Raw genomic sequence first — 24,338 nt, forward strand, 5'->3', positions numbered from 1 at the left:
AGAGGCCGTGTCGGGCGCGCTCAGGCCACAGCCCGGCCGGCGATGCCGAGGTGACGCAGCATCGCATCGATGCTGGGGGGCCGGCCGCGGAACGCCTTGAAGCTGTCGAGTGCGTCGCGGCTGCCACCGACCTCGAGGATCTCGCGGCGATAGCGGCGCCCCGTGTCGAGATCGAGCACGCCGGACTCCTCGAACGCGCTGAACGCATCCGCCGACAATACCTCGGCCCAGGTGTAGCTGTAGTAGCCGGCCGCGTAACCGCCGCTGAAAATGTGTGAAAAGCTGTGCTGAAACCGGTTGAACGACGGCGGCACGAGCACGGCGATCTCGGTGCGCACGGCATCGAGCGTGGCCTGGATGCGACCGGCGGCGCCCGGCTGCGAGTGCAGCAGCATGTCGAACAGCGCGAACTCCACCTGGCGCAGCGTCTGCATGCCGCTCTGGAAGTTCTTGGCCGCCAGCATCTTGTCGAACAGCGGACGCGCGAGCGGCGCGCCGGTGTCGACGTGCTCGGTGAGCTGCTGCAGCACGTCCCACTCCCAGCAGAAGTTCTCCATGAACTGGCTCGGCAGCTCGACGGCGTCCCATTCGACGCCCGAGATGCCGGAGACGCCCAGTTCCTCGACCTGCGTGAGCATGTGGTGCAGCCCATGGCCGAACTCGTGGAACAGCGTGATGACGTTGTCGTGCGTGAGCAGCGCAGGCCGGCCCTCGAGGGGCGCGGCGAAGTTGCACACGAGGTGCGCCACCGGGGTCTGCAGCCCCTGGCCATCGGCGCGCTGCCAGCGCTGGCGCGCGTCGTCCATCCAGGCGCCGGGGCGCTTGCCGGCGCGTGCGTAGAGGTCGAGGAAGAACTCGCCCACCAGCTTGCCGTCGCGCTCGATGCGGTAGAAACCGACGCTCTCGTGCCAGGCGGGCCGCGGCGACGAGACGATCCTGACTTCGAACAGCGTCTCGACGATGCCGAACAGTCCCTCGAGCACCTTGGGCAGCGTGAAGTACTGGCGCACCTCCTCGTCGCTGAACGCGTAGCGCGTCTCCTTCAGGCGCTCGCTGGCGAACGGGACGTCCCAGGCCTGGAGGTCGGGCAGGTCGAGCTCGCGGGCCGCGAAATCGCGCAGCTCGGCCAGGTCGGCGGCCGCGCTGGGCCGGGCGCGGTGGCCCAGGTCGCGCAGGAAGGCGATGACCTCGTCGGGCGATCCCGCCATCTTGGGCACCAGCGACAGCTCGGCGAAGTTGCGATACCCGAGCAGCTCGGCTTCTTCCTGGCGCAGCTGCAGCATCTCGCGCATCACCGGCGAGTTGTCGCGCTCGGCGGGCCCTGACTCGCTCGCCCGCGTGACGTAGGCCTTGTAGAGCGTCTCGCGCAGCGCGCGGTTGCGGCCCATCTGCATGACGGGCAGGTAGCTCGGGAAGTGCAGCGTGAGCTTGCAGCCCTCGCGGCCTTCGGCCTCGGCGGCCGCGCGCGCCACCGCGATCGCGTCCGCGGGCACGCCCGCGAGGTCGGTCTCGGGAACGAACAGCGCGTACCCGTCGGTCGAGTCGAGCACGTGTTCGGAGAACTGGCGCGAAAGCTCGGCCAGGCGCTCCTGGATCGCCGCGTAGCGAGCCTTCTGCGCGCCGCGAAGGTCGGCGCCGCCCAGCTTGAAGTCGCGCAGCCAGTTGGCCAGCGCCTTGCGCCGCACCGGGCCCAGCCGCGCGGCGTCGGCGCCCGCGGCGACCGCGCGGTACTTCGCGTAAAGGCGCTCGTCGGCGCCCTGGCGCGTGAAGAACTCGGTGATGCGCGGCAGGTTCTCGGCGTGCGCGGCGCGCAGCTCGGGCGTGTCGGCGACGCCGGTGAGGTGCTCGACCGCCCGCCACGCGCGCGACAGGCGCTCCGTGGCGACGGTGAAGATGGCCGACATCGCGTCGAAGTCGGGCGGCACCTCGGGGCCGACCGCGCGTTCGAGCGCGGCGTCGGCATCGGCCAGCAGCACGTCCATCGCGGGCGTGACGTGCTCGGGCCGGATCTCGTCGAAGGCGGCCAGGCCGGGTTGGGCGAGCAGGGGATTCTTCATGTCGGGACTACGAGTCGGACTCGGGGGTGGATTCGATGGGTTCAGCTCGAATGTACCCCTGGCCGCATGAACTCGGCCGCGTAAAACATCATGCCAAACCGGGCATCTCGCGCGCGGGGCCGCCTTGCCCGGGGCGGCTGTCCGTGAAATCACGAGCGTCTGGCGGCGTGTCGGCGCAGCCGCGCCGAGGGGCTCATCCCGCCACGCGTTCCGCGGACTCGATGGTGTTCATCAGCAGCATCGTGATCGTCATCGGCCCGACGCCACCCGGCACCGGCGTGATGAACGAGGCGAGCGGCGCGACCGACGCGAAGTCGACGTCGCCGCACAGCTTGCCCTCGTCGTTGCGGTTGATGCCCACGTCGATGACGATGGCGCCCGGCTTGACCATGTCGCCGCGCAGCGTGTCGCGGCGCCCGGTGGCCACGACGACGATGTCGGCCTGGCGCGTGTGGGCGCCGATGTCGACGGTCGCGCTGTGGCAGATCGTGACGGTCGCGTTGGCCTGCAGCAGCAGCAGCGCCATCGGCTTGCCGACGGTGTTGCTGCGGCCGATCACCACCGCGTGCTTGCCCTTGATCGGCACGCCCGTGCTCTCGATCAGCTTCATGCAGCCGTAGGGCGTGCACGGGCGGAAGCCAGGCAGGCCGGCCATCAGGTCGCCGGCGCTCTGCACCGAGTAGCCGTCGACGTCCTTGGCGGTGGAGATGCGCTCGATGACCTTCTGCGGATCGATGTGTTTCGGCAGCGGCATCTGCACCAGGATGCCGTGGATCGTCGGGTCGCTGTTCAGCGCGTCCAGGCGCGCGAGCAGGTCGGCCTCGGACAGCGCGGCGTCGTACTTCTCGAGCACCGAATGCACGCCGGCGTCGGCGCAGGCCTTGACCTTGTTCTTCACGTAGGTGGCCGAGGCCGGATCGTCGCCGACCAGGATCACGGCGAGCCCCGGCTGGTGGCCGCGGGCGGTGAGGGCGGCGGCGCGTTGCGCCACTTCTTCGCGGATCTTGCGGGACAGCGCGACGCCGTCGATCAGTTGTGCGGTCATGGGCGATTCCTCTGCGGTAGTTGCTGATGTTGGGACGCGGCGCCGAAACGAAAAGAGGCCGCTGAAATCTCAGCGGCCTCTTCCTGATTCGACGGGGTCAGGCGGTCTTGTTCGAAGGCGCGCCCAACGCGATTTTCAGAAGATCGGCCACCGTGTTGGCGTTCAGCTTCTCCATGATGTTGGCGCGATGCGCCTCCACCGTCTTGATGCTGATGCCGAGATCGTCGGCGATCTGCTTGTTGAGGCGGCCGGCGACGATGCGTTCGAGCACCTGCGCCTCGCGCGTGGTCAGCCGCTGCAGCAGCGCGTCGCGGCTGGCCTGTTCCTGGTGCTGCGAGAAGGCGGAACGCGCTTGGTCGAGCATGCGTTCGACCAGCGACACGAGGTCGTCTTCCTTGAACGGCTTCTCGATGAAGTCCATCGCGCCCTTCTTCATCGTCGACACCGCCATCGGCACGTCGCCGTGGCCGGTGACGAAGACGATGGGCAGCGGGCTCTTGCGCTCGATCAGGCGATCCTGCAGCTCGAGGCCGTTCATGCCGTCCATGCGGATGTCGCAGATGACGCAGGCGACTTCGCGCGGGTCGAAGCGCGACAGGAAGGACTCGGCGGAGTCGAAGCACTTGACGCGGTAGTCCTTGCCCTCGAGCAACCACTGCAGCGAATCGCGAACTGCCTCGTCATCGTCGACGACGTAGACAGTACCTTTCTTGGGGATCAGGCTCATTCAGCAAAACTCCGTGCTTCGCACTCAGCTCATTCGTTGCCGTTCGCGTCGGGTTCGGCGGCCGCTTCGAACGTGCTGAGCGCGTTCGCGGAGTCGACCCGTTGCGTTGTCTCGACCGGCAGGGTGAACGAGAAACTGCACCCCACCACCGTCGAACCATTGTAGAGGTTCTGGGCACGGATCCGGCCCCGGTGGGACTCGATGATGGAGCGGCACAACGACAGTCCGATGCCCATTCCTTCCACCTTTGTCGAGAAAAATGCTTCGTAGAGCCGGTTGAGCACGTCGTCCTTGAGGCCCGGGCCCTTGTCGTTGACGCTGAATTCGATCACGCCCCCCTCGTCGGGCGTGTAGCGCGGCACCACGCGCAGCTCGATGTGGCGGCGCAGCAATGGCAGCTGCGCGCCGTCGATCGCCTCGGCCGCGTTCTTCAGCAGGTTGAGCAGCACCTGCTCGATCAGGATCGGGTCGACCAGCAGCGGCGGCAGCCGTTGCGCGACGTAGACCTGGATGCCCACGTTGCGCCGCCGCAGCTCGATGCTGGCGAGTTCCACCGCGTCCTCCACCATCTCGCGCGCCTGCGCGACCTGGCGCTGCGGCTCGCGCCGTTTCACGAAGTTGCGGATGCGGTGGATGATGTGGCCCGCGCGCTCGGCCTGCTTGGCCGTCTTCTGCAGCGCGGCGATCAGGTCTTCCTGGCCGATGGACTCGTTGCGCACGCGCGAGACCATGCCGCTGCAGTAGTTGGAGATCGCGGTCAGCGGCTGGTTCAGCTCGTGCGCGACCGACGACGCCATCTCGCCCACGGCGATCAGGCGGCTCGTGAAGTGCGCGCGGTCGGCCTGCTGCTGCGCGAGCTGCTCGGCGCGCAGGCGGGCGGTGATGTCCGTCGCGATCAGCATCTGCGCGAGACGCCCGTCCGTCCACTGCAGGTAGCGCGCGCGGACGTCGAACCACTTGTCGAGCGTCTCGACGAACACCTCGCGCGGCGACGTGCCGGCCTCGGTGAGCTCGTTGGCCGGCAGGCCGCTGTAGCCGTCGACGCCGTCCTCGGTGTCGAGGTCGGGCGGGGGCATGTTGGCGTCGATGCCGCCGGCCAGCACGGCGTGGATGTGGGCGTCCGAGCCGAACCACAGCCGGTACGAGCGGTTGGCGAACAGCAGCTGGCCCTGCTGCACCGACAGCACCGACACCGCCGCGTCCAGCCCTTCCAGCACGGTGGTGAAGCGCTCGTGCGAGGCCGACAGCTGGTCGCGCACGCGCTTGGCCTCGGTGATGTTGGTGACCGAGGTCATCCAGCCGGTCTGCACGCCCTTGGCGTCGATCAGCGGCGAGACGTACATGCGCGCGTCGAAGATCGAGCCGTCCTTGCGCATGATCTTCACCTCGATGCCGCCGGCCGGGCTGCGGCCTTGCAGCTCCTGTTGCAGCAGGCGCGCGTTCTCCTCGATGCGGTCGTGCGGCCAGTGCGGGAAGGGCGGCAGCTTGCCGACCAGCTCGTTGTCGGAGAAGCCCGTCATCGCGCAGAAGGCCGGGTTGACGTAGGTGATGCGGCCCTCCATGTCCATCGCGCGCATGCCCGTGAGCATCGAGTTCTCCATCGCGCGGCGGAAGTTGGTCTCGTGCACCAGCGCCTGCTGGATCTGCGCGCGCCGGCGCACGTGGCGCCAGGTGCCCAGCAGCATCCACACCGTCAGGCCCGACAGCGCCAGCACCATCCAGAACAGGGAGTTGGCGATCAGGCCGATCGACGTCCGATAGCCCAGCCCGCGCAGGATCAGCCCGTTGGACGCGGGTGCCAGCGGCGCCTCGAACGCGATCGACGGCACCGCCGACGGCCGCCCCGGCATCGACGTGATGGTGCTGGCGAGCAGTTCCTCGTGCTCGTCGAGCACCTCGATGGCGCGGCGCTTGGTCACCTCCTCGGGCACCGCGTGGCGCAGCAGCGCCTCGATCGAGTACTCGGCCACCAGCGTGCCGACGAAGGCCGTATGCGAGATCAGCGGGATCTGCACCTGGAACACGGCGGTGCCGTCGACGTCGATGAACGGCTTCGAGAACTGCGGCACGTGCGTGTTGCGCGCCGCCGTGAACGCGGCCTCGGACGCCGTGTTGGCGCCCTGGTGCGGCAGCGACGGATCCTCCGCGCTGTTGCGCAGGCTGGCCGCGCCGCGGAAGATCGAGCCGAGGAAGGTCGCGCGCGGCGTGCGGTCGGCGTTGAGCCAGATCACCTGCGTCAGCTCGGGCCGCGCCGGCGCGAAGGCGGCGGTCTGCGTGAAGAAGCTGTCGGTGTCGACGTCGTGCGTGACGATGTCGCGCGTCAGGCGCACCATCAGTTCCTGGTCCTCGCTCAGGCGCGAGCGGATCTGCTGCTGCGCGACTTCGGTGTCGCGCCGCACCGCGTCGGTGGCGCGTTCGATTTCCTCGTTGCGCAAGGTCCAGAACGCGGCCACGATCGCGGCCAGGAACAGCAGCACCGAGACCAGCGGGCCCAGCGTGGCGAAACGATCCTGGCGCGAAGGCGACTGGCTGCGCCACCAGCGGCCGAACACGCGCTGCGTCCATGACGGTGACGGGGTCGTGCCGGACTCGGGAACAGATTGCATGGGGGCATTATCGAGTTGCCGACGCTTCCTTTCGCCGCGGGGAAGCGAGATAAGGCCGTGCTGCGGCGCAACGAAAGTTCACTATATGAAATGCACTGTCGCCATTTGAAATCACGGAATAGTTGTGCGACACTGCGCCCGTTCCCGGTTTAGACCAGTCGCTCTACAAAGCTCAGGAGACAAGGCATGTCCGCGATTCCCAGTTCCCTTCCTGGCGCTGCCGCCAACGATGCCGACGCGCAGGAAACCCGCGAATGGACCGACGCCCTGTCGGCGGTCATCGCCGCCGAGGGTCGCGAGCGCGGCCACTTCCTGATCGAGCAATTGCTGGATCACGCGCGCCAGCAGGGCATCGACCTGCCGTTCTCGGCCAACACGGCGTACGTCAACACGATCGCGCCCGAGGACGAGGCGCAGTTCCCCGGCAACGTCGACATCGAGGAGCGCCTGCGCGCCTACATGCGCTGGAACGCGATGGCGATGGTCGTCAGGGCGAACCGCCTGCACCCGGCCGACGGCGGCGATCTCGGCGGCCACCTGTCGTCCTTCGCCTCGCTGGCCACGATGCTGGGCTGCGGCTTCAACCACTTCTGGCACGGCGCCGACGGCGAGCACGGCGGCGACCTGCTCTACATCCAGGGCCACTCGTCGCCGGGCATCTACGCGCGGGCGTACCTCGAAGGCCGCATCACCGAAGAACAGCTGGTCAACTTCCGCCAGGAAGTGGACGGCAAGGGCCTGTCGAGCTATCCGCACCCGAAGCTGATGCCCAACTTCTGGCAGTTCCCGACGGTGTCGATGGGCCTGGGCCCGCTGATGGCGATCTACCAGGCGCGCTTCCTGAAGTACCTGCACGCCCGCGGCATCGCCGACACCAGCAAGCGCAAGGTGTGGGTCTTCTGCGGCGACGGCGAGATGGACGAGCCCGAATCGCTGGGCGCGATCGGCCTGGCCGCGCGCGAGAAGCTCGACAACCTGATCTTCGTCGTCAACTGCAACCTCCAGCGCCTCGACGGCCCGGTGCGCGGCAACGGCAAGATCGTGCAGGAGCTCGAGGGCGAGTTCCGCGGCGCTGGGTGGAACGTCATCAAGCTGCTGTGGGGAAGCTACTGGGATCCGCTGCTCGCCCGCGACAAGGACGGCGCGCTCAAGAAGCTGATGATGGAGACGCTGGACGGCGACTACCAGTCCTACAAGTCCAACGACGGCGCGTTCGTGCGCAAGAACTTCTTCGGCAAGGATCCGAAGACGCTCGAGATGGTCGCCAAGATGAGCGACGACGACATCTGGCGCCTGCAGCGCGGCGGCCACGATCCGCAGAAGGTCTACGCGGCCTACGACAAGGCGGTCAAGACCGTCGGCCAGCCGACGGTGCTGCTGATCAAGACGGTCAAGGGCTACGGCATGGGCAAGAGCGGCGAGGCCAAGAACACCGCGCACCAGACCAAGAAGCTGACCGACGAGGACATCAAGACGTTCCGCGACCGCTTCGACATCCCCATCCCCGACGACAAGCTGGCGGACATCCCGTTCTTCAAGCCCGAGGAACACACGCCGGAGATGAAGTACCTGCACGCACGGCGCAAGGCGCTCGACGGCTACCTGCCGCAGCGTCGTCCCAAGGCCGACGAGCAGCTCACGGTGCCGGACCTGTCCGCGTTCCAGGCCGTGCTCGATCCGACGGCCGAAGGCCGCGAGATCTCGACGACCCAGGCCTACGTGCGCTTCCTCACGGCGCTGCTGCGCGACAAGCAGCTCGGCCCGCGCGTGGTGCCCATCCTCGTCGACGAGGCGCGCACCTTCGGCATGGAAGGCCTGTTCCGCCAGATCGGCATCTACAACCCCGCGGGCCAGAACTACACGCCGGTCGACAAGGACCAGGTGATGTACTACCGCGAGGCCACCGACGGCCAGATCCTGCAGGAAGGCATCAACGAACCGGGCGGCATGTCCAGCTGGATCGCCGCGGCGACGTCGTACGCGACGAACAACCGCGTGATGATCCCGTTCTACGTCTACTACTCGATGTTCGGCTTCCAGCGCATCGGCGACCTCGCGTGGGCCGCGGGCGACATGCAGGCGCGCGGCTTCCTGCTGGGCGGCACCTCGGGCCGCACGACGCTCAACGGCGAAGGCCTGCAGCACGAGGACGGCCACAGCCACATCCTGGCCGGCACGATCCCCAACTGCGTCAGCTACGACCCGACCTTCGCGCACGAAGTCGCGGTGATCATGCAGCACGGCCTCAAGCGCATGGTGGAGCGCCAGGAGAACGTCTACTTCTACATCACGCTGCTCAACGAGAACTACGCAATGCCGGGCCTGCAGGCCGGCACCGAGGAGCAGATCATCAAGGGCATGTACCTGCTGCAGCCCGCGGCCAAGCAGAAGCTGACGGTCAACCTGCTCGGCTCGGGCACCATCCTGCGCGAGTCGATGGCGGCCAAGGAACTGCTGGAGGCGGAATGGGGCGTCGGCGCCAACGTGTGGAGCTGCCCCAGCTTCAACGAGCTGGCCCGCGACGGCATGGCCGCGGAGCGCCACAACCTGCTGCACCCGACGGACACGCCGGTGCAGTCCTTCGTCGAGAAGCAACTGGCCGCGCACGACGGCCCGGTGGTCGCGTCGACCGACTACATCAAGAGCTACGCCGAGCAGATCCGCGCCTTCATCCCGCGCGGCCGCTCGTACAAGGTGCTGGGCACGGACGGCTACGGCCGCTCGGACTTCCGCAGCAAGCTGCGCGAGCACTTCGAGATCAACCGCCACTACATCGTCGTGGCGTCGCTGAAGGCGCTGGCCGACGAGGGCAAGCTGCCGCTGGCCAAGGTGGCCGAGGCGATCAAGAAGTACGGCATCGACGCCGACAAGACCAACCCGCTGTACGCATAACGACCCCTTCACGGAGACAACAACATGGCATTGGTTGAAGTGAAGGTGCCCGACATCGGGGACTTCAAGGACGTCGCGATCATCGAGCTGCTGGTCAAGCCCGGCGACAACGTCAAGGCGGAGCAGAGCCTGCTGACCGTCGAGAGCGACAAGGCCTCGATGGAGATCCCGTCGTCCGCGGCGGGCGTCGTCAAGGAGCTCAAGGTCGCGATGGGCGACAAGATCAACGAGGGCACGGTCATCCTGACGCTGGAGACCGGCGCCGCCGCGGCGCCCGCGCCCGCGCCGGCCGCGCCCGCGCCCGCCCCGGCGCCTGCTGCGGCAGCACCTGCTCCGGCGCCCGCGCCCGCCGCTGCGCCCGCATCGGGGGGCTCGGTGGAGATCGAGGTGCCCGACATCGGCGACTTCGCCGACGTCGGCGTCATCGAGCTGCTGGTCAAGGTCGGCGACGTCGTGAAGGCGGAGCAGAGCCTGATCACCGTCGAGAGCGACAAGGCCTCGATGGAGATCCCGTCGTCGCATGCCGGAACGATCAAGGCACTGAAGGTCAAGGTCGGCGATCGTGTGTCCAAGGGCTCGGTGATCGCGACGATCGAAGCGACCGGCGGCGCCGCGGCGCCCGCGTCGGCACCGGCGGCCGCCGCACCTGCTGCCGCGCCCGCCACCGCGTCGGCTCCTGCTCCGGCACCTGCGCCGGCCGAGAAGGCCGTGCCGACCGCCGCGCTGCCGCCGCACGAGCCCACCGCGCCGCCGCTGAACCTGCCGCATGCCTCGCCGACCATCCGCCGCACCGCGCGCGAGCTGGGCGTGCCGCTCGAAGAGGTCAAGGGCTCGGGCCCGCACGGCCGCATCCTGCAGGCCGACCTGGAAGGCTTCGTCAAGTCGGTGATGGCCGGCGCCACGCAGACCAAGGCGCAGGCCGCCAGGACGCCCGCGGCCGCCGCTGCAGGCGGTGGTTCGCTGCCGGGCCTGCTGCCGTGGCCGCAGGTCGACTTCGCCAAGTTCGGCCAGGTCGAGCGCAAGGATCTCTCGCGCATCAAGAAGATCTCGGGCGCGAACCTGCATCGCAACTGGGTGATGATCCCGCACGTCACCAACCACGACGACGCGGACATCACCGAGCTCGAGGCCTTCCGTGTCACGCTGAACAAGGAATACGAGAAGGCCGGCGTGAAGGTCACGATGCTCGCGTTCCTGATCAAGGCCTGCGTCGCCGCGCTGAAGAAGTTCCCCGAGTTCAACGCGTCGCTGGACGGCGAGCAGATCGTCTACAAGAAGTACTTCCACATCGGCTTCGCGGCGGACACGCCCAACGGCCTGATGGTGCCGGTCATCCGCGACGCCGACCAGAAGGGCATCGTTCAGATCGCCAAGGAGATGAACGAGCTCGCGGGCAAGGCGCGCGACGGCAAGCTGGGCCCGGCCGACATGACCGGCGGCTGCTTCTCGATCAGCTCGCTGGGAGGCATCGGCGGCACCTACTTCACGCCCATCATCAACGCGCCCGAAGTCGCGATCCTGGGCGTCTGCAAGAGCGCCACCAGGCCGGTGTGGGACGGCAAGGCCTTCCAGCCGCGACTGATCCTGCCGCTGTCGCTGTCGTGGGACCACCGCGTCGTCGACGGCGCCGCTGCCGCACGCTTCAACACCTATCTCGGCCAGGTCCTCGCGGACTTCCGCCGGGTGATGCTGTAAAGGAGCCGCGCGACATGGCAACGATCGAAGTGAAGGTCCCGGACATCGGCGACTTCAAGGACGTGGGCGTCATCGAGCTGCTGGTCAAGCCGGGCGACGCCGTCAAGGCGGAGCAGAGCCTGATCACCGTCGAGAGCGACAAGGCATCGATGGAGATCCCGTCGTCGACCGCCGGCGTGGTCAAGGAGCTGCGCATCAAGGTGGGCGACAAGGTCAACATGGGCGACGTGATCCTGACGCTGGACGCCGAGGGCGCCGCCGCGCCCGCGCCGGCCCCTGCGCCCGCGAACGCGTCACCCGCGCCCGCGCCTGCCCCCGCGCCTGCCCCCGCGCAGGCCCCCGCGCCCGCGCACGCGGGGCCGGCGCCGGTGGCGTCGACCTACGGCGGCGGCGCCGACATCGAGTGCGACCTGCTCGTGCTCGGCGGCGGTCCCGGCGGTTACTCGGCGGCGTTCCGCGCGGCCGACCTCGGCATGAAGGTCGTGCTGGTCGAGCGCTACGCGACGCTCGGCGGCGTCTGCCTCAACGTGGGCTGCATCCCGTCGAAGGCGCTGCTGCACGTGGCGATGGTGATGGACGAGGTCAAGCACTTCGCCGACCTCGGCGTGTCCTACGGCGATCCGCAGGTCGACATCGCCAAGCTGCGCACGCACAAGGGCAAGGTGGTGGGCAGGCTCACCGGCGGCCTGTCGGCGATGGCCAAGATGCGCAAGGTCACCGTCGTGCGCGGCTACGGCAACTTCATCGATCCGTTCCACGTCAAGGTCGACGAGACCAGCGGCGAAGCCCAGCAGACCACGGGCAACGCCAAGACGATCAAGTTCAAGCAGGCCGTCATCGCGGCCGGCTCGCAGGCCGTGCGCCTGCCGTTCTTCCCGGACGACCCGCGCATCGTCGACTCCACCGGCGCGCTCGAGCTGCGCGGTTCGCCGAAGCGGATGCTGATCGTCGGGGGCGGCATCATCGGCCTGGAGATGGGCACGGTCTATTCGACGCTGGGCGCGCGCCTGGACGTCGTCGAGATGCTGGACGGCCTGATGCAGGGCGCGGACCGCGACCTCGTCAAGGTCTGGCAGAAGATGAACGCCAAGCGCTTCGACAACATCCTGCTGAAGACGAAGACCGTCGGCGCCGAGGCCACGGCCGACGGCATCAAGGTGAAGTTCGAAGGCGAGGGCGGCACGCGCGAGGAAATGTACGACCTCGTGCTGCAGGCCGTCGGCCGCACGCCCAACGGCAAGAAGATCGGCGCGGACAAGGCCGGCGTGATCGTCGGCGACCGCGGCTTCATTCCCGTGGACGTGCAGATGCGCACCAACGTGCCGCACATCTTCGCGATCGGCGACATCATTGGCCAGCCGATGCTCGCGCACAAGGCGGTGCACGAGGGCCACGTCGCCGCGGAAGTCGCCTCGGGCGACCAGCATGCGCGCTTCGACGCCCGCGTGATCCCCAGCGTCGCCTACACCGACCCCGAAGTGGCGTGGGTCGGCCTGACCGAGGACCAGGCCAAGGCGCAGGGCATCGCGGTCAAGAAGGGCCTGTTCCCGTGGAACGCGTCCGGCCGCGCCATCGCCAACGGCCGCGACGAGGGCCAGACCAAGCTGTTGTTCGATGCGAGCACGCACCAGATCGTGGGCGGCGGCATCGTCGGCATGAACGCGGGCGACATGATCGGCGAGATCGCGCTGGCCATCGAGATGGGGGCCGACGCGGTCGACATCGGCCGCACGATCCATCCGCACCCGACGCTGGGCGAATCGATTGGCCTGGCCGCGGAAGTGGCCGAGGGCAGCTGCACGGACCTGCCGCCGCCGCGCAAGTAACGACATCTCAGCAAACGTTACGGCAAGGGCGCTTCGGCGCCCTTTCTCCTGGCGCAGCAAGTTCGATCAGGACGCGCGCCCGATCGCTCGGCGATCATGGCGGCCATGGACAGCACGACCCGCTCTCACGCCGACCCGCTCGTCGCCCTCGTGGCGTGGATCGAGCAGGCGCTCGACGAGCCGCTCACGCTCGAACGCGTCGCGGCGCGGGCCGGGCTGTCGCCGTATCACTTCTCGCGCCTGTTCACCGCGCGCATGGGGCGCAGCGTCATGGCGCACGTGCGCGGGCGCCGGCTCGTGCGCGGCGCGCGCCGGCTCTGCGAGGAGCCCGACCTGAAGCTCGTCGAGCTCGCGTTCGACTGCGGCTTCGAATCCCAGGAGGCGTTCACGCGTGCGTTCAAGCGCACGTTCGGCGTCTCGCCCGGGCGATTCCGCAGCGGATTCGCCGTCGAACCCATCGAAGGACAGTTCCCCATGAACGCACCCACCGAACCCGTCACGCCCGTCGTGCAATTGCCGGAGCTGGTCACGCTGCCGGCGTTCCGAGTCGCCGGGCCCGCGCGTCGCTTCGACGAGGCCAGCAAATCGGAGATCCCGCAGCTGTGGTCGGCCCTGATCGGCGCGCTGCCGTTCAAGGGACAGGCGCCCAGCTGGGCGACCTATGGCGTGGTCTCGAGCGTCGACAAGGGCGAGGGCTGCTTCCAGTACATGGCCGGGGTCGGCGTCGAGCCGGACTGCGTGCCGCCGCCGGGCTTCGCGGCGATGGAGATCCCGGCCGCGACCTACGCCGTCTTCCGCATCACGCTCAACGGCTCGGCGCTGCATCCGCAGGTCAAGCAGGCGATGGCCGCGGTCTGGGGCGAGCTGATCCCGGCCTCGGGCCTGAAGGTGGTCGACGGGCCGGACTTCGAGTTGTACGACGGCCGCTTCGACCCGCAGAAGGCGGGCTCGGTGATCGACTTCCACGTCCCCGTGGAAGCCTGAATCGAGCCTAGTTGCTGGGCTTGGGCGGCAGGGTCGTGGGGCCGGCCGCGGTCGGCGGCATCGTCTCCGGATGGATGTCCGCCGGCGCGGTGCCGGGCGTGCCCGGGATGACCGTGACCGTTTCCTTGATGTCGCCGCCGCCGGCGACGCTGCCCGAGGTGGTCGTGTCGATGTTGGCGGCGCGCTTCAGGCAATCGGTCTTGTCCGCGCCCGACAGCGCCTCGCAGCGCTTGCGCTCGTTCGCGGCGATCTGCGACGGCGACGGCGACTTGAGATCGTGCTCGCGCGCCGCCTGCAGCGCGGCGCCGGCTTCCTTCAGGCAGGTCTTCTGGCTCTCGGCCGTCTTGCCGGCCAGGCAGTTCGCGCGATCCTGCTGGTAGCGCTGCTCGGCGGGCGTCGGCGGCGCGGCATTCGCGGCGTTGGCGGAAATCGCGCCGACGGAGAAGGTCGAGAACACCGCCACCACGGTGATGGCGATGCCCAGCAGCTCGGGGGTCTTGTCGAATCTCATGGCGGGCTCCTCTTGATCGATAGCCCTGTCAAAGGCATACGGCGTGCCCGCCGCCCTCGATCCGCCGGAATCCGCGCCCCGCCTCAGCGCACGGTGCCCTCGGCGACGATCCTCCACTTCGAGGCGTCGCGTTCCCAGTACTGGCGCAGCATGGTCTCGCGGTGCGTGCGCGTGCCGCGCTCGTTGAAGGTGACGACCATCGTCTCCTTCGCGTCCGACCAGGTCATCACGCTGAGGTTGTCGAACGAGATCGGATCCTTGGGCGGCACGGCCGGTGGCGGGACGACGTGGCGCTTGCCGTGGATCATCACGACGCCGGGTTGCGGCGGCGGCACCGGCGGCGCGGCGGGCGTCTCGGGCGCGGCCCCGGGCTCGTAGAAGGTCTTCAGCGCGGCGGCGTCGTCGCCCGCGCGCACGCTCTGCCAGTGGTTGACGGCGTCGAGGATCTCGGCGCGGTGCAGCCGGGTCGAGCTGTCGCCGACCCAGTGGATCTGGCGGGTGATGATGACGGGCGTGTCGTGGGTCGGCACCGTGTTCATCAGCCTCACGAGCTCGTCGTTGGCCAGCGTGACGCAGCCGTCCGAATCCTTGGGCGGGCGCGAGTAGGTGCTGAACGGCACGCCGTGCACGTAGATGCCCGAGCCGCTGCGGCCGTGCAGCTTGTCGAACAGGTTGGGGTAGTTCAGCTGCATCGCGCCGGCACCGAACTCGGCGCCGAGCGAGCCCTGGCCGACGCGGTCGGAGACGAAGTAGACGCCCAGCGGCGTGCGCTGGTCGCCCTCGACGGACTTGTCGACGCCTTGCTTGCCCACCGACACGTAATGGTCGCTGACCAGCCGCACGCCCTGCGGGCCGTTCTCGAACAGATAGAGCCGCGAGCGCGAGGTGTCGACGGCGATCGCATGGTGGATCGCCTTGGGCAGCACGATGAATTCGGCCGGCACCTGGTTGGCGGGCGGGCGCTCCTGCAGCGCGTGCAGTCGCTGCACGGCCTCGTCGCGCAGCTCGGCGACCTCGCCGGCGATCTCGGGCGCGGAGGCGCCTGCCGACGCGGCGTTGGCCGCGCCGAAGCCGGCGTTGCCGCTGCGCGCCGAGAGCAGGTCGGCGTAGACCAGTTGCGCGAGCCGGAAGCCGGGCACGTCGCGCGTCAGCGAGGCCGCGGCGTCGATCGCGAGGTCGGTCTGCTGCTCGCCGATCAGCCGGTAGATGCCGATCAGCCGGCTCTCGGGCGAGCCCTTGAAGGCGCCGATGAACGGCGAGCCCGCGGGCAGCGTGCGGGCGCTGGCGGGCACGATGGCCGCGGCGCGGGGGTTGGGCGGCGGCGCGTCGTCGGCCAGCACGATGCTGGCACCGATCGCCGCCCGCTGGGCCTGCGGCGTCGCGTGCGGCGACGGCACGCCGTGCAGCTCGGTGCTGGCCAGCAGACCGATGCCGGCCACCGCGAGGGAACCCACCGCCGCCGCGGCACCCGGCCAGCGTGGGCGCCGCGGCGCCCTGGCTGGTGCGAGGAGGGCGTCGTCTTCCATCGTCATCCGCCGACGGACTCCTGCTTGATCAGCCACTTGCCGGAGGGCGAGCGCACCAGGTCGAGCGTCTTGTGTCCGGAGGTCGTCAGCGTGTCCGATTCGTAGGTCTGCTTGAAGTGCGCCTGCGCCTTGTCGCCGTTGACGCTCACGCGCAGGTCGGAGACCTCGACGGCGATGCGCTTGCGCGGCACGATGCGCGCCTTGCGGTCTTCTTCCCAGGCCTTGTGCGACTTGCCGCCCGTCGTGTAGTCGGGCGTGTAGGCGCCGAGGTAGCCGCCCATGTCGCGATGGCTCCAGGCCGCGGCCCAGGCGTGCACGGCGCCGCTGACGTCGGCGATGGCGTCGGCCGACGCGGCGGCCGGTGCGGGCGCGGGCGCCGGCATCGGTGCGGGGGGCGGCGTCGGCGCTGGCTTGGCGACGACCGGCGCCGGTGCCGGGGCGGGCTTGGCCACCGGCGCGGGCGTGGGTGCCGGAACGGGCGGCGGCGGCACGGGCGCGGGCTTGGGCGCGGCGACAGGCGCCGGCACGGGGGCGGGCGTCGCGACGGCAACCTGCGTCGGCTTCGCGACCGGCGCGGGGGCCGGCGTCGCGGCCGCGACCGCGGTCGGCGCCGCGGCGGCCTGGCCCGGGTTGGCGATCAGCTCGCGCAGCAGGACGAGCTTGGGCGGCACGGTGGTGTCGGTCTTGTCCAGCTGCAGCGCCTTCGAGTAGGCCTGGCTGGCGAGCTGGGCGTACACGTCGCCGAGGTTCTGGTACGCCGTGGCGTATTGCGGGTTGGTGCGGATCGCGGCGACCAGCGCGGCCCGCGCCTTGTCGTAGTCGCCCTGCGAGCCGTACAGCACCGCGAGGTTGTTGTACGGCGCGGGCATCTCGGGATGGTCTTCGACCAGCTTCTGGAACACCTGCAGCGCCTCGGCCTTGCGGTCGAGCATCGACAGCGTCACGCCGCGCCGAAAGCGCATCGCCGGATCCTTCGGGTTCTTCGCCAGCGCGTCGTCGATCAGCTTGAGCGCCTGCGTGGCCTGTCCGCTCTTGATGAGGCGCTGGATCTCGGCCGCCTCGGGCGACGGCGCGGCTGCCTGCATCGGAGCGGCGGCCGGCGCGGCCTGCGCGAGCGCCGCGGCGGATACCGAAGCCAGCGTGAGCGCGGCGACGGCGCGGGTGAGCGACTGCAGCGACGTCATCGAGGAGCGGGAAACGCGCATGGGGCTGTTCTGGTTCTCTTGCTGAGGTTGGACGGGACGCACGGGCGGCTGCGCGTGAGTCTATCGAAAATAGGGGCCGGCTTCGTCCGGAACTGCATAAAAAAGGGGCGCCTTTCGCGCCCCTGACACAGTGAGAAACCCCTGGATTTCCTACCGGTTGCTCTCGCCCACGATCTTCCACTCGCCGCCCACGCGGTCCCACACGAGCGTCTTGTGCATCGTGTCCTTGAAGTTCATGGACGCGTACGACTGGTCGAAGCGGGTCTCGACGCGGGTGTCGGTCAGCGCCCGGGTCTGGATGTTGGACAGCGTCACGCTGATCGCGCCGGGCTTGCCGACGAGGCGGCGCCGCTCGGCGATCCACGCGTCGCGCGTGCCCTTGGACGGCTTGAAGTCCGGGCCGTAGAAGCCGAGGTAGCGGTCGACGTCGTGGCTCGACCAGGCGGCCGCCCAGTCCTGCAGGCGCTGCGCGGCGATGGTGGCCGACTGCGCCGGCGTGGGGTTGACCGGCGCGGAGACGAGCGCGGGCGCCGGATTGGCCGTGACGGCGCGCAGCGTGGGCGTCGGGGCCGAGGCGGCGAAGGCCGGCGCGACCACCGGATGCGCCAGGCGTTCGGCGGCCAGCTTGTCGGCGCGGGCGTCGAGCTGCGCGAAGGTGGCGCCGCCGACCTCGATGGCGTCGAGCGGGCAGCGCGAGGACGCGTCGCCGTCGATGCCCCAGCTGTCGGCCTCGGGCGCCAGGTTCTGCGCGTCGGGCTTCTTCAGGCCCAGGCTCTGCACGAGCGTGCCCATGCCGGCGTAAGTGCGCACGATGGCGGTGGCGAGGTCTTCCTCGGCGAGCACGTACGAGCGCTTGGCGGTGTAGAGCTCGTTCTCGGAGTTGAGCAGGTCCAGCAGGCTGCGCTGGCCGATGTCGAACTGCTGGCGATAGGCGTCGCGCGCCTTCTGGATCGCCACGACGTTGCGGTCCAGGTAGCCGAGCTGCTCGTTCAACTTGCGCACGTCGTTGAACGCGACGGACACGGTCTGGCGTGCGTCGACGCAGGCCTTGTCGCGCAGGTTCTCGGCCTGGGTCAGCAGGCTGGCGTACTGGCGCTCGCGGGCGGAGTCGCTGCCGCCGTTGAAGATGTTCCAGGTCACGGAGATCTCGGCGCCGACGTCGTGCTTCTGGTACAGCACGCCGTCCAGGTTGTGGCCGGCGGCACCGCGGGCGTGCGCCTCGATCTTGGGTTGGAACGGGTTCTTGCGGGCGGCGACGGCCGCGCGCGCGGAGCGCAGGCTCTCGATGGCGCCGGCGACGGCCGGGCTCTGCAGCGCGGCCGTGCGCATCGCGTCGGCTTCGGTGGCGGGCAGCTGCCTGACCATCGACACCGCGCTGACGTTCTCCGCCGGCGGCACCGAGCCGACGATGCGGATGTAGCGCTCGGTCACGTCGTGCAGGTTGGCGCGCTCGGTGACGAGGTTCGATTCGGCCAGCGCCACGCGCGCGACCACCTGCTCGAGGTCGACCCCGCGGCCGACGCCGGCGCTGACGCGCGACTGCACCTGGTCGAACGAGACCTTGTGCTGGATGTAGTTGTCCTCGGCCAGCGCGACGAGCTTGCGATAGCGCACGACGTCGTAGTAGGCCGTGGCGGCCTGCAGGCCGAACTGCTCGGTGGAATCGAGGAAGTCGAAGTAGCGCTCGAGCTTGACGTGGCCCAGGCGCTCGACCTCGTTGTGCGTGGCCAGGCCGTCCCACAGCAGCTGGGTCAGTTCGAGCCGGGCGCCGCCTTCGTAGAAACGCGGGTCGCGCGGCACCGAGGTCGTGTTCTCGTAGTTGCGCTTGCCGGCCGTGCCGCTGGCGTCGAGGTGCGGCCTCCAGTCGCCGGCCGTGATGTCAATCTCGTCGTTCGAGGCGCGAAATGCGTTGAACTTGGCGGCAACTTCCGGATTGCCTTCGATTGCTTTCTGCACGGACTGCGCGACCGGAGAGTTGGTCTGCGCCATCGCGGCACAGCTTGCCAGCGCGAGCAGGCTGAAGCGGATGAAGGTCTTTTTCATGGGGAAAACGCGGGTCCCGGACGACATGTTGTGAGTTGTTTCAATGATACTGGCCGGGGTTCTGCCGCAGCACGCCTCGCGCCGGGCGGGTGTGCATTGTTTTGAGGGGAATCCTCGATTCCGCCGCGGATTTGTGGTGCGTCGGCGACGGCGCCGCGAAGCAATTCCGTTCAAGAGCGCGACAGGCTGCACGATCGTCGGTTCAAGTACGAAGGACGGCCGCCGATAGATTCCAGTGGACCTCCATTCCTGCAAAGTCTTGCCCAGCCCGCGCTGGACGCGCCCGCTCGCGGCCGTCGCGCAGGTCGCTGGCGACTGCCGCGCGCGCGCGATGGGCTGGCTGCGCGTCGTCTTGCTGCAGGTGCTGGCCGCGCTGGCGCTGGTCGCGTTCTCGGTGCAGGCGGTCGACACCGACCGCATCGTCAAGTCTGCCCAGAAATACGGCCCCACGGGTGTTGCCAATGCGAAGGCTTTGCAACAAATGATGGCCGCGCTCGCCGGCAAGGACGACGCGACCCGCATCAAGGCGGTCAACGACTTCTACAACCAGCGCCTCGCCTACATGGAGGACATCGACAACTGGGGCCAGGTCGACTACTGGGCCAGCCCGCTCGAGGCGCTGGGCAAGGGCGCCGGCGACTGCGAGGACTACGCGATCGGCAAGTACTTCACGCTGACGTCGATGGGCATGCCGCACGCCAGGCTGCGCATGGTCTACGTACGCGCCAGCATCGCCGGCGCGCCCAACGGCTTCGTCGCGCACATGGTGCTGGCCTACTACCCCAAGCCCGATGCCGAGCCGCTGGTGCTCGACAACCTGAAGCCCGAGATCCATCCGGCCGGCGAACGGCCGGACCTCGCGCCCGTCTTCAGCTTCAACGCGGAAGGCCTGTGGCAGGGTGTTGGTAGCATCCGAGCCAACGGCGACCCGATGACGCGCCTGTCGAAGTGGCGCGAGGTCGTGGGTCGGGCTCGCCAGGACGGTTTCCAATGACAGCCCGGCGCTTCGCGGGCGGCACCCGACCCGTCGTGGTCGGCCAAGAGGAGTTCGCATGTCGCTGATTCGCCAGGTGTGGTTGCTGTTGTCGGTGACGCTGCTGCTCGCGTTCGCGGGGGCGATCGGGGTGTCCGTCCATTCGGCGCGCCACTATCTGCAGGCGCAGCTGGTCGTCAAGAACAACGACACCGCGCAGGCGCTCGCGCTGACGCTGTCGCAGCAGAAGGGGAACGCGGAGCTCGAGGAGCTGGCGATCGCGAGCCAGTTCGACACCGGCTACTACGAGCGCATCCGGCTCGTCGGCGCCGACGGCAAGACCATCGTCGAGAAGCAGGCCGAGCCGCATGCGCAGAAGGCGCCGGCCTGGTTCGTCGCGCTGCTGGGCCTGGCGCCGGCCGACGGCGTGGCGCAGGTGAGCGACGGCTGGCGCCAGGTCGGCCGCCTCGAGGTGCGCAGCCAGGCCGCGTTCGCCGACGACGAGCTGTGGCAGAGCACGCTCAACACCGTCGGCGTGCTGCTGCTGCTGGTCGTCGGCGCGGGCATCTTCTCCACCGTCGGCGTCAACCGCATCCGCGTGCCGCTGCTGCGCACCGTCGACCAGGCCAGGGCGATCACCGAGCGCCGCTTCGTCACCGTCGACGAGCCGGACATGCCCGAGCTGCGCAACGTCACCCGGGCGATGAACGCGATGGTGGGCCGCGTCAAGGCGATGTTCGACGAGCAGGCCGGCCAGGTCGAGCTGCTGCGGCGGCAGGCGCATTGCGACCCGCTGACCGGGCTGTCCAACCGCGCGCATTTCCTGAGCCGCATGAAGGTGATGCTGGACGCCGAGGACGGCGCCGCCAGCGGCGCGCTCGTGATGGTGCGCCTCGTGGAGCTGCAGTCGCTCAATCGGACGCTGGGCCGCTCGGCCACCGACCGCCTGCTGCAGGATGCCGCCGCCGCGATGGTGGAATCCTCGCGCCGCGTCCCTGGCGCCGAGGTGGGGCGCCTGAACGGCAGCGACTTCGCGCTGGCGCTGCCCGACGTCGAGTCGCTGCGCGACGCGGCCGCCGACATGTCGGCGCGCCTGCGCAGCCTGCTGCGCGTGCACGACGGCGGCACGCACGCGGTCATCGGCGCGGTGCGCTGGACGCACGGCGCGGGGATGTCCACGCTGCTGGCCGCCGCCGACCAGGCGCTGGCCCGCGCCGAGAGCCGTGGCCCGCACACGGTGGAGCTCGACGACAACGCCGACAGCGGCGCCCTGGGCGAGGACGCCTGGCGCCACCGTATCCAGGCCGCGCTGGCCGAGCGCAGCGCCCAGCTGGTCGATTTCCCGCTGGTCGGACGCACCGGCGAGCTGGTGCACCACGAGTCGCCGCTGCGGCTGCGCCTGGGCGAGGAGGGCGCGCTGGTGTCGGCCGCGCAGTGGCTGCCGATGGCGCGCCGCGCGCAGCTCACGGCCGACGTCGACCTGCTCGCGATCGAACTCGCGCTCGTCGCGATCGGCGCCGACGCGCAGCCGCGCTCGATCAACGTCAGCCCGTCGTCGCTGTCGGACTCGGCGTTCTCCACCCGCGTGCACGCGCTGGTCGTCGCGCACCCGGCAGCGTCGCCGAAGCTGTCGCTGGAGCTCGCCGAGGCCGGCGCGATCCGCCAGCTGCACCTGGTGCGCGAGCTGGCCGAGCAACTGCACGGCTCGGGCACCAAGATCGGCCTGGAGCACGCGGGCGAACGCCTGGCCGACACGCGCGGCCTGCTCGAGGCCGGCCTCGACTTCGTCAAGCTCGACGCCAGCCTGCTGCTGGGCCTGTCCAGCGACGAGGCGCGTGCGCAGCACGTCGCCGGCACCGTGCGCATGCTGCACGGCATCGGGCTGCGGGTGTACGCCGAAGGCGTGTCCGAGGTGGACGACGCCGCGGCGCTGTGGGCCGCCGGCGTCGACGGCCTCACGGGTCCGGTGGTGCAACTGGGGCGCGGCCAGGGCTGACGGCTCGGCGCACGCGTGATTCACTCGGCGAGTCGATCACCGCCTCGCACACGGAAATCCGGAGAGGCCCTGGCTGGCTGCCTGACGATTCGACTCGGGGAGCACTTCATTGCCTCGCGATCGGAGTTCACCGCACTCGAACATCAATCAATTGGACTCGGGATGTAGTTGACGCCCCAAAATGGGGCATCAACTGCACTTGGCGTTCAGCGAGTTGGTGTCTGAGTGGACTTGAGTACACCCGCGATATAGCTCGCGCCCCAAAATGGGGTGCGAGTTATAGTCAGAGTGGAACTGATTGGTGTTTGAGTCGAATCAATTGCTCTCGCAGTGAAACTCGTTCGACTCGCGATGCAACGGACGCACCAAAATGGGTCGCGAGTTATATCCGGAGTGGAATTCATGGGTGTTTGAGCGCGGTTCGGAAGTGGGGGCGTGCAACGAGTGCCTCTGGAAATCTGGGCCGCAAGGGTTTCCGCCTCTGAAGCTGGTGCCTCGGGATTTCTGTCGGCCAAGCGCATCGACGCCTGGCCCGGGCTCGCTGACCCGGGCTGCCGCGCGTGGCACCTGCCTCGTTTCTCGTCGGCGAAGTCGATGGCCACCTCGTCGATGTCGGAAGTCGAGACAGGTGGAATTGGGCATGAGGCAACGGTCATGTGCCCAGACGCGCGGCGTGCCAGTCCGGCCACGGCGGCAGCGGGCGGGGAACAATTGCGGTTGCGCGAGGACTCATTGACTCGCGTTGCGTCGGGTGGCTGCAGTCGACCCGTTGCGGAACTTCAACAAACAAACTGATCTGCCCGAAAGCTGACGCTCACTGGTTCCGCGCCACGGTCGCGACTGATCGTGTTCTAGAGCGCCCTCGACTAGGTCTTGCCCCTCCGTGGTACTCATATTTTACCCCTTCATTTTTACTGCAACCATAGGGACAATAACGAGCAAAGCAATCAACAAGAGCAAAGTTACGGTGATTTCTTTGCGAGATCGCGAGTTCCATTCTGTTATGATCTTTTCGGGCGTATTGAAATACTGCCTGCCGTCGTCAAATGTTATTTGCGTTGCGACTCGGATTGGCCCGTTCGAACTCGGCAACTGGACAAATGTCACCCGTAATTTAATCCCACTTCTAAAACCCTTGACTCGATCGTCGCAATGCACTGAAGTGCCATTAAATTGGACTGCGCAAGCCAACACTTCGCCGTCGAACATCAAATGACTGCGCGTGCGATCGATGTCATGGTCGTGGGTAAGATATCCGGTGACAGTCTGGGTCGTTTGGAATGAATCGATGGTAGGCCTATATCTGAACGTATCAATCAATTCGGAGCCGATCACGACTGTGATAAGTAGGCTTACTAAGAGAATATAGAGCTTCAAGTTTGACACCTAAATGCGATCCAGCACAGCCTAGAATGAACGCGGCGAGGGTCCTCGTTTGAGCTTGTTCCCGTCGGCCGCTGCGTCAGATGCCGGGCAAACACAGCCCGAGCCCATCTATCGAAGAGCGGCAGCAAGACTTGCTTTAGACGGCGTCGCGGCGCCACTCCCGTAAATACTTTATTGTTCGAACTATCGAATGCATGAGACCGATCAGGACTGCGATCGAGCAGTACGATAGGGCGTAATGCTTGACTTGGCATAGGCCCCAGCTTGCGGCGTCCTGAATGCGGCGATCCACAGCAACTGGTATCGGACTGATACTGGGCAATCCTACCCGCGCTATGGGCTAGCCTACCGGAAAGCCGTCCGTCGCGACCGTCTGCAGCTGGCCGACATGCGTCCCTGAGGCCAGCGAGGTCGTCGCGCAGCCGCGTCGGACGGTACCGGCTCTGTTACTCAGATGACGCTGATCGCCATAGCCGCAGATCCACGCCAGCCCAACCCGCGATGGCGTAGATCACCGCAAGCGCAAGCGCGGCGAGCAGGAAATAGCGTAACGGAAGCAGCCAGTATGCAGATGCGGCTACAAAGGCCAACACATAGAGAGCACCCGTCACGGCCCGTTTGAGCAATGCATGGCGATCAAGATAAGTATCGTTGCTCATCATCTCACCCTGAAGCGGCCAGCCTACCTCATAGCTGACGCTCGCGAAAGACTGCTCCTGGCCGACAACCGTCCTCAACCCGCGTCTGCTAAGCATCGAGGCCGTGTGGAAACGCCGTGCGCTTCGTGAAAGTGCGTGGCGTCGGCAGCTCGTTCAAACAGCCACAGTATCGGGGCCTCATTAGAAAGGGCTCAGGGAGGCCTTGCG

The 24,338-nt window shown here is 68.3% G+C and carries 15 protein-coding genes; 6 read left to right on the plus strand and 9 right to left on the minus strand.

The window, feature by feature from the left end; all coding sequences use genetic code 11:
* Positions 1–20: 20 nt before the first annotated feature.
* From LPC04_RS26095 to LPC04_RS26110, 4 genes are all read right to left on the minus strand, one after another.
* Positions 21–2,057: a M3 family metallopeptidase gene (locus LPC04_RS26095; RefSeq protein WP_275685251.1), complete on the minus strand. Its 2,037-nt coding sequence runs from the start codon at positions 2,055–2,057 to the stop codon at positions 21–23.
* 193 nt (positions 2,058–2,250) lie between these two features.
* The gene (gene folD / locus LPC04_RS26100; protein ID WP_275685252.1) at positions 2,251–3,102 is read right to left on the minus strand and encodes a bifunctional methylenetetrahydrofolate dehydrogenase/methenyltetrahydrofolate cyclohydrolase FolD; all 852 of its coding nucleotides are present in this window, start codon (positions 3,100–3,102) and stop codon (positions 2,251–2,253) included.
* 97 nt (positions 3,103–3,199) lie between these two features.
* Positions 3,200–3,829, minus strand: coding sequence for a response regulator transcription factor (locus tag LPC04_RS26105; protein WP_275685253.1), 630 nt, complete (start codon positions 3,827–3,829; stop codon positions 3,200–3,202).
* Between the two features lie 29 nt (positions 3,830–3,858).
* Positions 3,859–6,435 carry a PAS domain-containing sensor histidine kinase gene (locus LPC04_RS26110; protein WP_275685254.1) on the minus strand — a complete coding sequence of 859 codons (2,577 nt, stop codon included), beginning with the start codon at positions 6,433–6,435 and terminating at the stop codon, positions 3,859–3,861.
* 186 nt (positions 6,436–6,621) lie between these two features.
* On the opposite strand from LPC04_RS26110, the gene aceE reads away from it, so the two are divergent.
* From aceE to LPC04_RS26130, 4 genes are all read left to right on the plus strand, one after another.
* Positions 6,622–9,327 (plus strand): pyruvate dehydrogenase (acetyl-transferring), homodimeric type, encoded by a 2,706-nt coding sequence (aceE, locus tag LPC04_RS26115; protein WP_275685255.1) that lies wholly within the window; start codon positions 6,622–6,624, stop codon positions 9,325–9,327.
* A gap of 24 nt (positions 9,328–9,351) precedes the next feature.
* Positions 9,352–11,022 carry a dihydrolipoyllysine-residue acetyltransferase gene (gene aceF / locus LPC04_RS26120; protein WP_275685256.1) on the plus strand — a complete coding sequence of 557 codons (1,671 nt, stop codon included), beginning with the start codon at positions 9,352–9,354 and terminating at the stop codon, positions 11,020–11,022.
* A 14-nt stretch (positions 11,023–11,036) separates the two neighbouring features.
* Positions 11,037–12,848 (plus strand): dihydrolipoyl dehydrogenase, encoded by a 1,812-nt coding sequence (gene lpdA, locus LPC04_RS26125; protein WP_275685257.1) that lies wholly within the window; start codon positions 11,037–11,039, stop codon positions 12,846–12,848.
* Between the two features lie 105 nt (positions 12,849–12,953).
* Entirely contained in the window at positions 12,954–13,832 is an 879-nt protein-coding gene (locus LPC04_RS26130) for an AraC family transcriptional regulator (RefSeq protein ID WP_275685258.1), read from the plus strand.
* A 7-nt stretch (positions 13,833–13,839) separates the two neighbouring features.
* Here LPC04_RS26130 and LPC04_RS26135 read toward each other — a convergent pair whose 3' ends face one another.
* From LPC04_RS26135 to LPC04_RS26150, 4 genes are all read right to left on the minus strand, one after another.
* Positions 13,840–14,343: a hypothetical protein gene (locus tag LPC04_RS26135; protein WP_275685259.1), complete on the minus strand. Its 504-nt coding sequence runs from the start codon at positions 14,341–14,343 to the stop codon at positions 13,840–13,842.
* An 83-nt stretch (positions 14,344–14,426) separates the two neighbouring features.
* Positions 14,427–15,875, minus strand: coding sequence for a L,D-transpeptidase family protein (locus tag LPC04_RS26140; RefSeq protein ID WP_275685260.1), 1,449 nt, complete (start codon positions 15,873–15,875; stop codon positions 14,427–14,429).
* Positions 15,872–17,074, minus strand: coding sequence for a YybH family protein (locus tag LPC04_RS26145; RefSeq protein WP_275685261.1), 1,203 nt, complete (start codon positions 17,072–17,074; stop codon positions 15,872–15,874). The genes LPC04_RS26140 and LPC04_RS26145 overlap by 4 nt, the downstream gene beginning before the upstream one ends.
* A 150-nt stretch (positions 17,075–17,224) precedes the next feature.
* Positions 17,225–19,117: a TolC family outer membrane protein gene (locus tag LPC04_RS26150; RefSeq protein WP_275685262.1), complete on the minus strand. Its 1,893-nt coding sequence runs from the start codon at positions 19,115–19,117 to the stop codon at positions 17,225–17,227.
* Between the two features lie 259 nt (positions 19,118–19,376).
* Here LPC04_RS26150 and LPC04_RS26155 point away from each other — a divergent pair, with 259 nt between their 5' ends.
* Both LPC04_RS26155 and LPC04_RS26160 read left to right on the plus strand, forming a co-directional pair.
* Positions 19,377–20,111 carry a transglutaminase-like cysteine peptidase gene (locus tag LPC04_RS26155; protein WP_275685263.1) on the plus strand — a complete coding sequence of 245 codons (735 nt, stop codon included), beginning with the start codon at positions 19,377–19,379 and terminating at the stop codon, positions 20,109–20,111.
* A 58-nt stretch (positions 20,112–20,169) separates the two neighbouring features.
* Entirely contained in the window at positions 20,170–22,086 is a 1,917-nt protein-coding gene (locus LPC04_RS26160; protein WP_275685264.1) for a bifunctional diguanylate cyclase/phosphodiesterase, read from the plus strand.
* Positions 22,087–23,918: 1,832 nt separating this feature from the next.
* Here LPC04_RS26160 and LPC04_RS26165 read toward each other — a convergent pair.
* The gene (locus LPC04_RS26165) at positions 23,919–24,131 is read right to left on the minus strand and encodes a hypothetical protein (protein WP_275685265.1); all 213 of its coding nucleotides are present in this window, start codon (positions 24,129–24,131) and stop codon (positions 23,919–23,921) included.
* Positions 24,132–24,338 lie beyond the last annotated feature (207 nt).

This window comes from Scleromatobacter humisilvae, assembly GCF_023231945.1.
Lineage (GTDB): Bacteria > Pseudomonadota > Gammaproteobacteria > Burkholderiales > Burkholderiaceae_C > Scleromatobacter > Scleromatobacter humisilvae.

What these genes read in the sequence shown, in the direction of transcription:
- LPC04_RS26165 (WP_275685265.1), bottom strand. Translation starts at nt 24,131, where the DNA reads ATGAGCAACGATACTTATCTTGATCGCCATGCATTGCTCAAACGGGCC.
- LPC04_RS26140 (WP_275685260.1), bottom strand. Translation starts at nt 15,875, where the DNA reads ATGACGATGGAAGACGACGCCCTCCTCGCACCAGCCAGGGCGCCGCGG.
- LPC04_RS26135 (WP_275685259.1), bottom strand. Translation starts at nt 14,343, where the DNA reads ATGAGATTCGACAAGACCCCCGAGCTGCTGGGCATCGCCATCACCGTG.
- LPC04_RS26110 (WP_275685254.1), bottom strand. Translation starts at nt 6,435, where the DNA reads ATGCAATCTGTTCCCGAGTCCGGCACGACCCCGTCACCGTCATGGACG.
- aceE (WP_275685255.1), top strand. Translation starts at nt 6,622, where the DNA reads ATGTCCGCGATTCCCAGTTCCCTTCCTGGCGCTGCCGCCAACGATGCC.
- LPC04_RS26095 (WP_275685251.1), bottom strand. Translation starts at nt 2,057, where the DNA reads ATGAAGAATCCCCTGCTCGCCCAACCCGGCCTGGCCGCCTTCGACGAG.
- LPC04_RS26105 (WP_275685253.1), bottom strand. Translation starts at nt 3,829, where the DNA reads ATGAGCCTGATCCCCAAGAAAGGTACTGTCTACGTCGTCGACGATGAC.
- folD (WP_275685252.1), bottom strand. Translation starts at nt 3,102, where the DNA reads ATGACCGCACAACTGATCGACGGCGTCGCGCTGTCCCGCAAGATCCGC.
- LPC04_RS26130 (WP_275685258.1), top strand. Translation starts at nt 12,954, where the DNA reads ATGGACAGCACGACCCGCTCTCACGCCGACCCGCTCGTCGCCCTCGTG.
- lpdA (WP_275685257.1), top strand. Translation starts at nt 11,037, where the DNA reads ATGGCAACGATCGAAGTGAAGGTCCCGGACATCGGCGACTTCAAGGAC.
- LPC04_RS26150 (WP_275685262.1), bottom strand. Translation starts at nt 19,117, where the DNA reads ATGAAAAAGACCTTCATCCGCTTCAGCCTGCTCGCGCTGGCAAGCTGT.
- LPC04_RS26160 (WP_275685264.1), top strand. Translation starts at nt 20,170, where the DNA reads ATGTCGCTGATTCGCCAGGTGTGGTTGCTGTTGTCGGTGACGCTGCTG.
- aceF (WP_275685256.1), top strand. Translation starts at nt 9,352, where the DNA reads ATGGCATTGGTTGAAGTGAAGGTGCCCGACATCGGGGACTTCAAGGAC.
- LPC04_RS26145 (WP_275685261.1), bottom strand. Translation starts at nt 17,074, where the DNA reads ATGCGCGTTTCCCGCTCCTCGATGACGTCGCTGCAGTCGCTCACCCGC.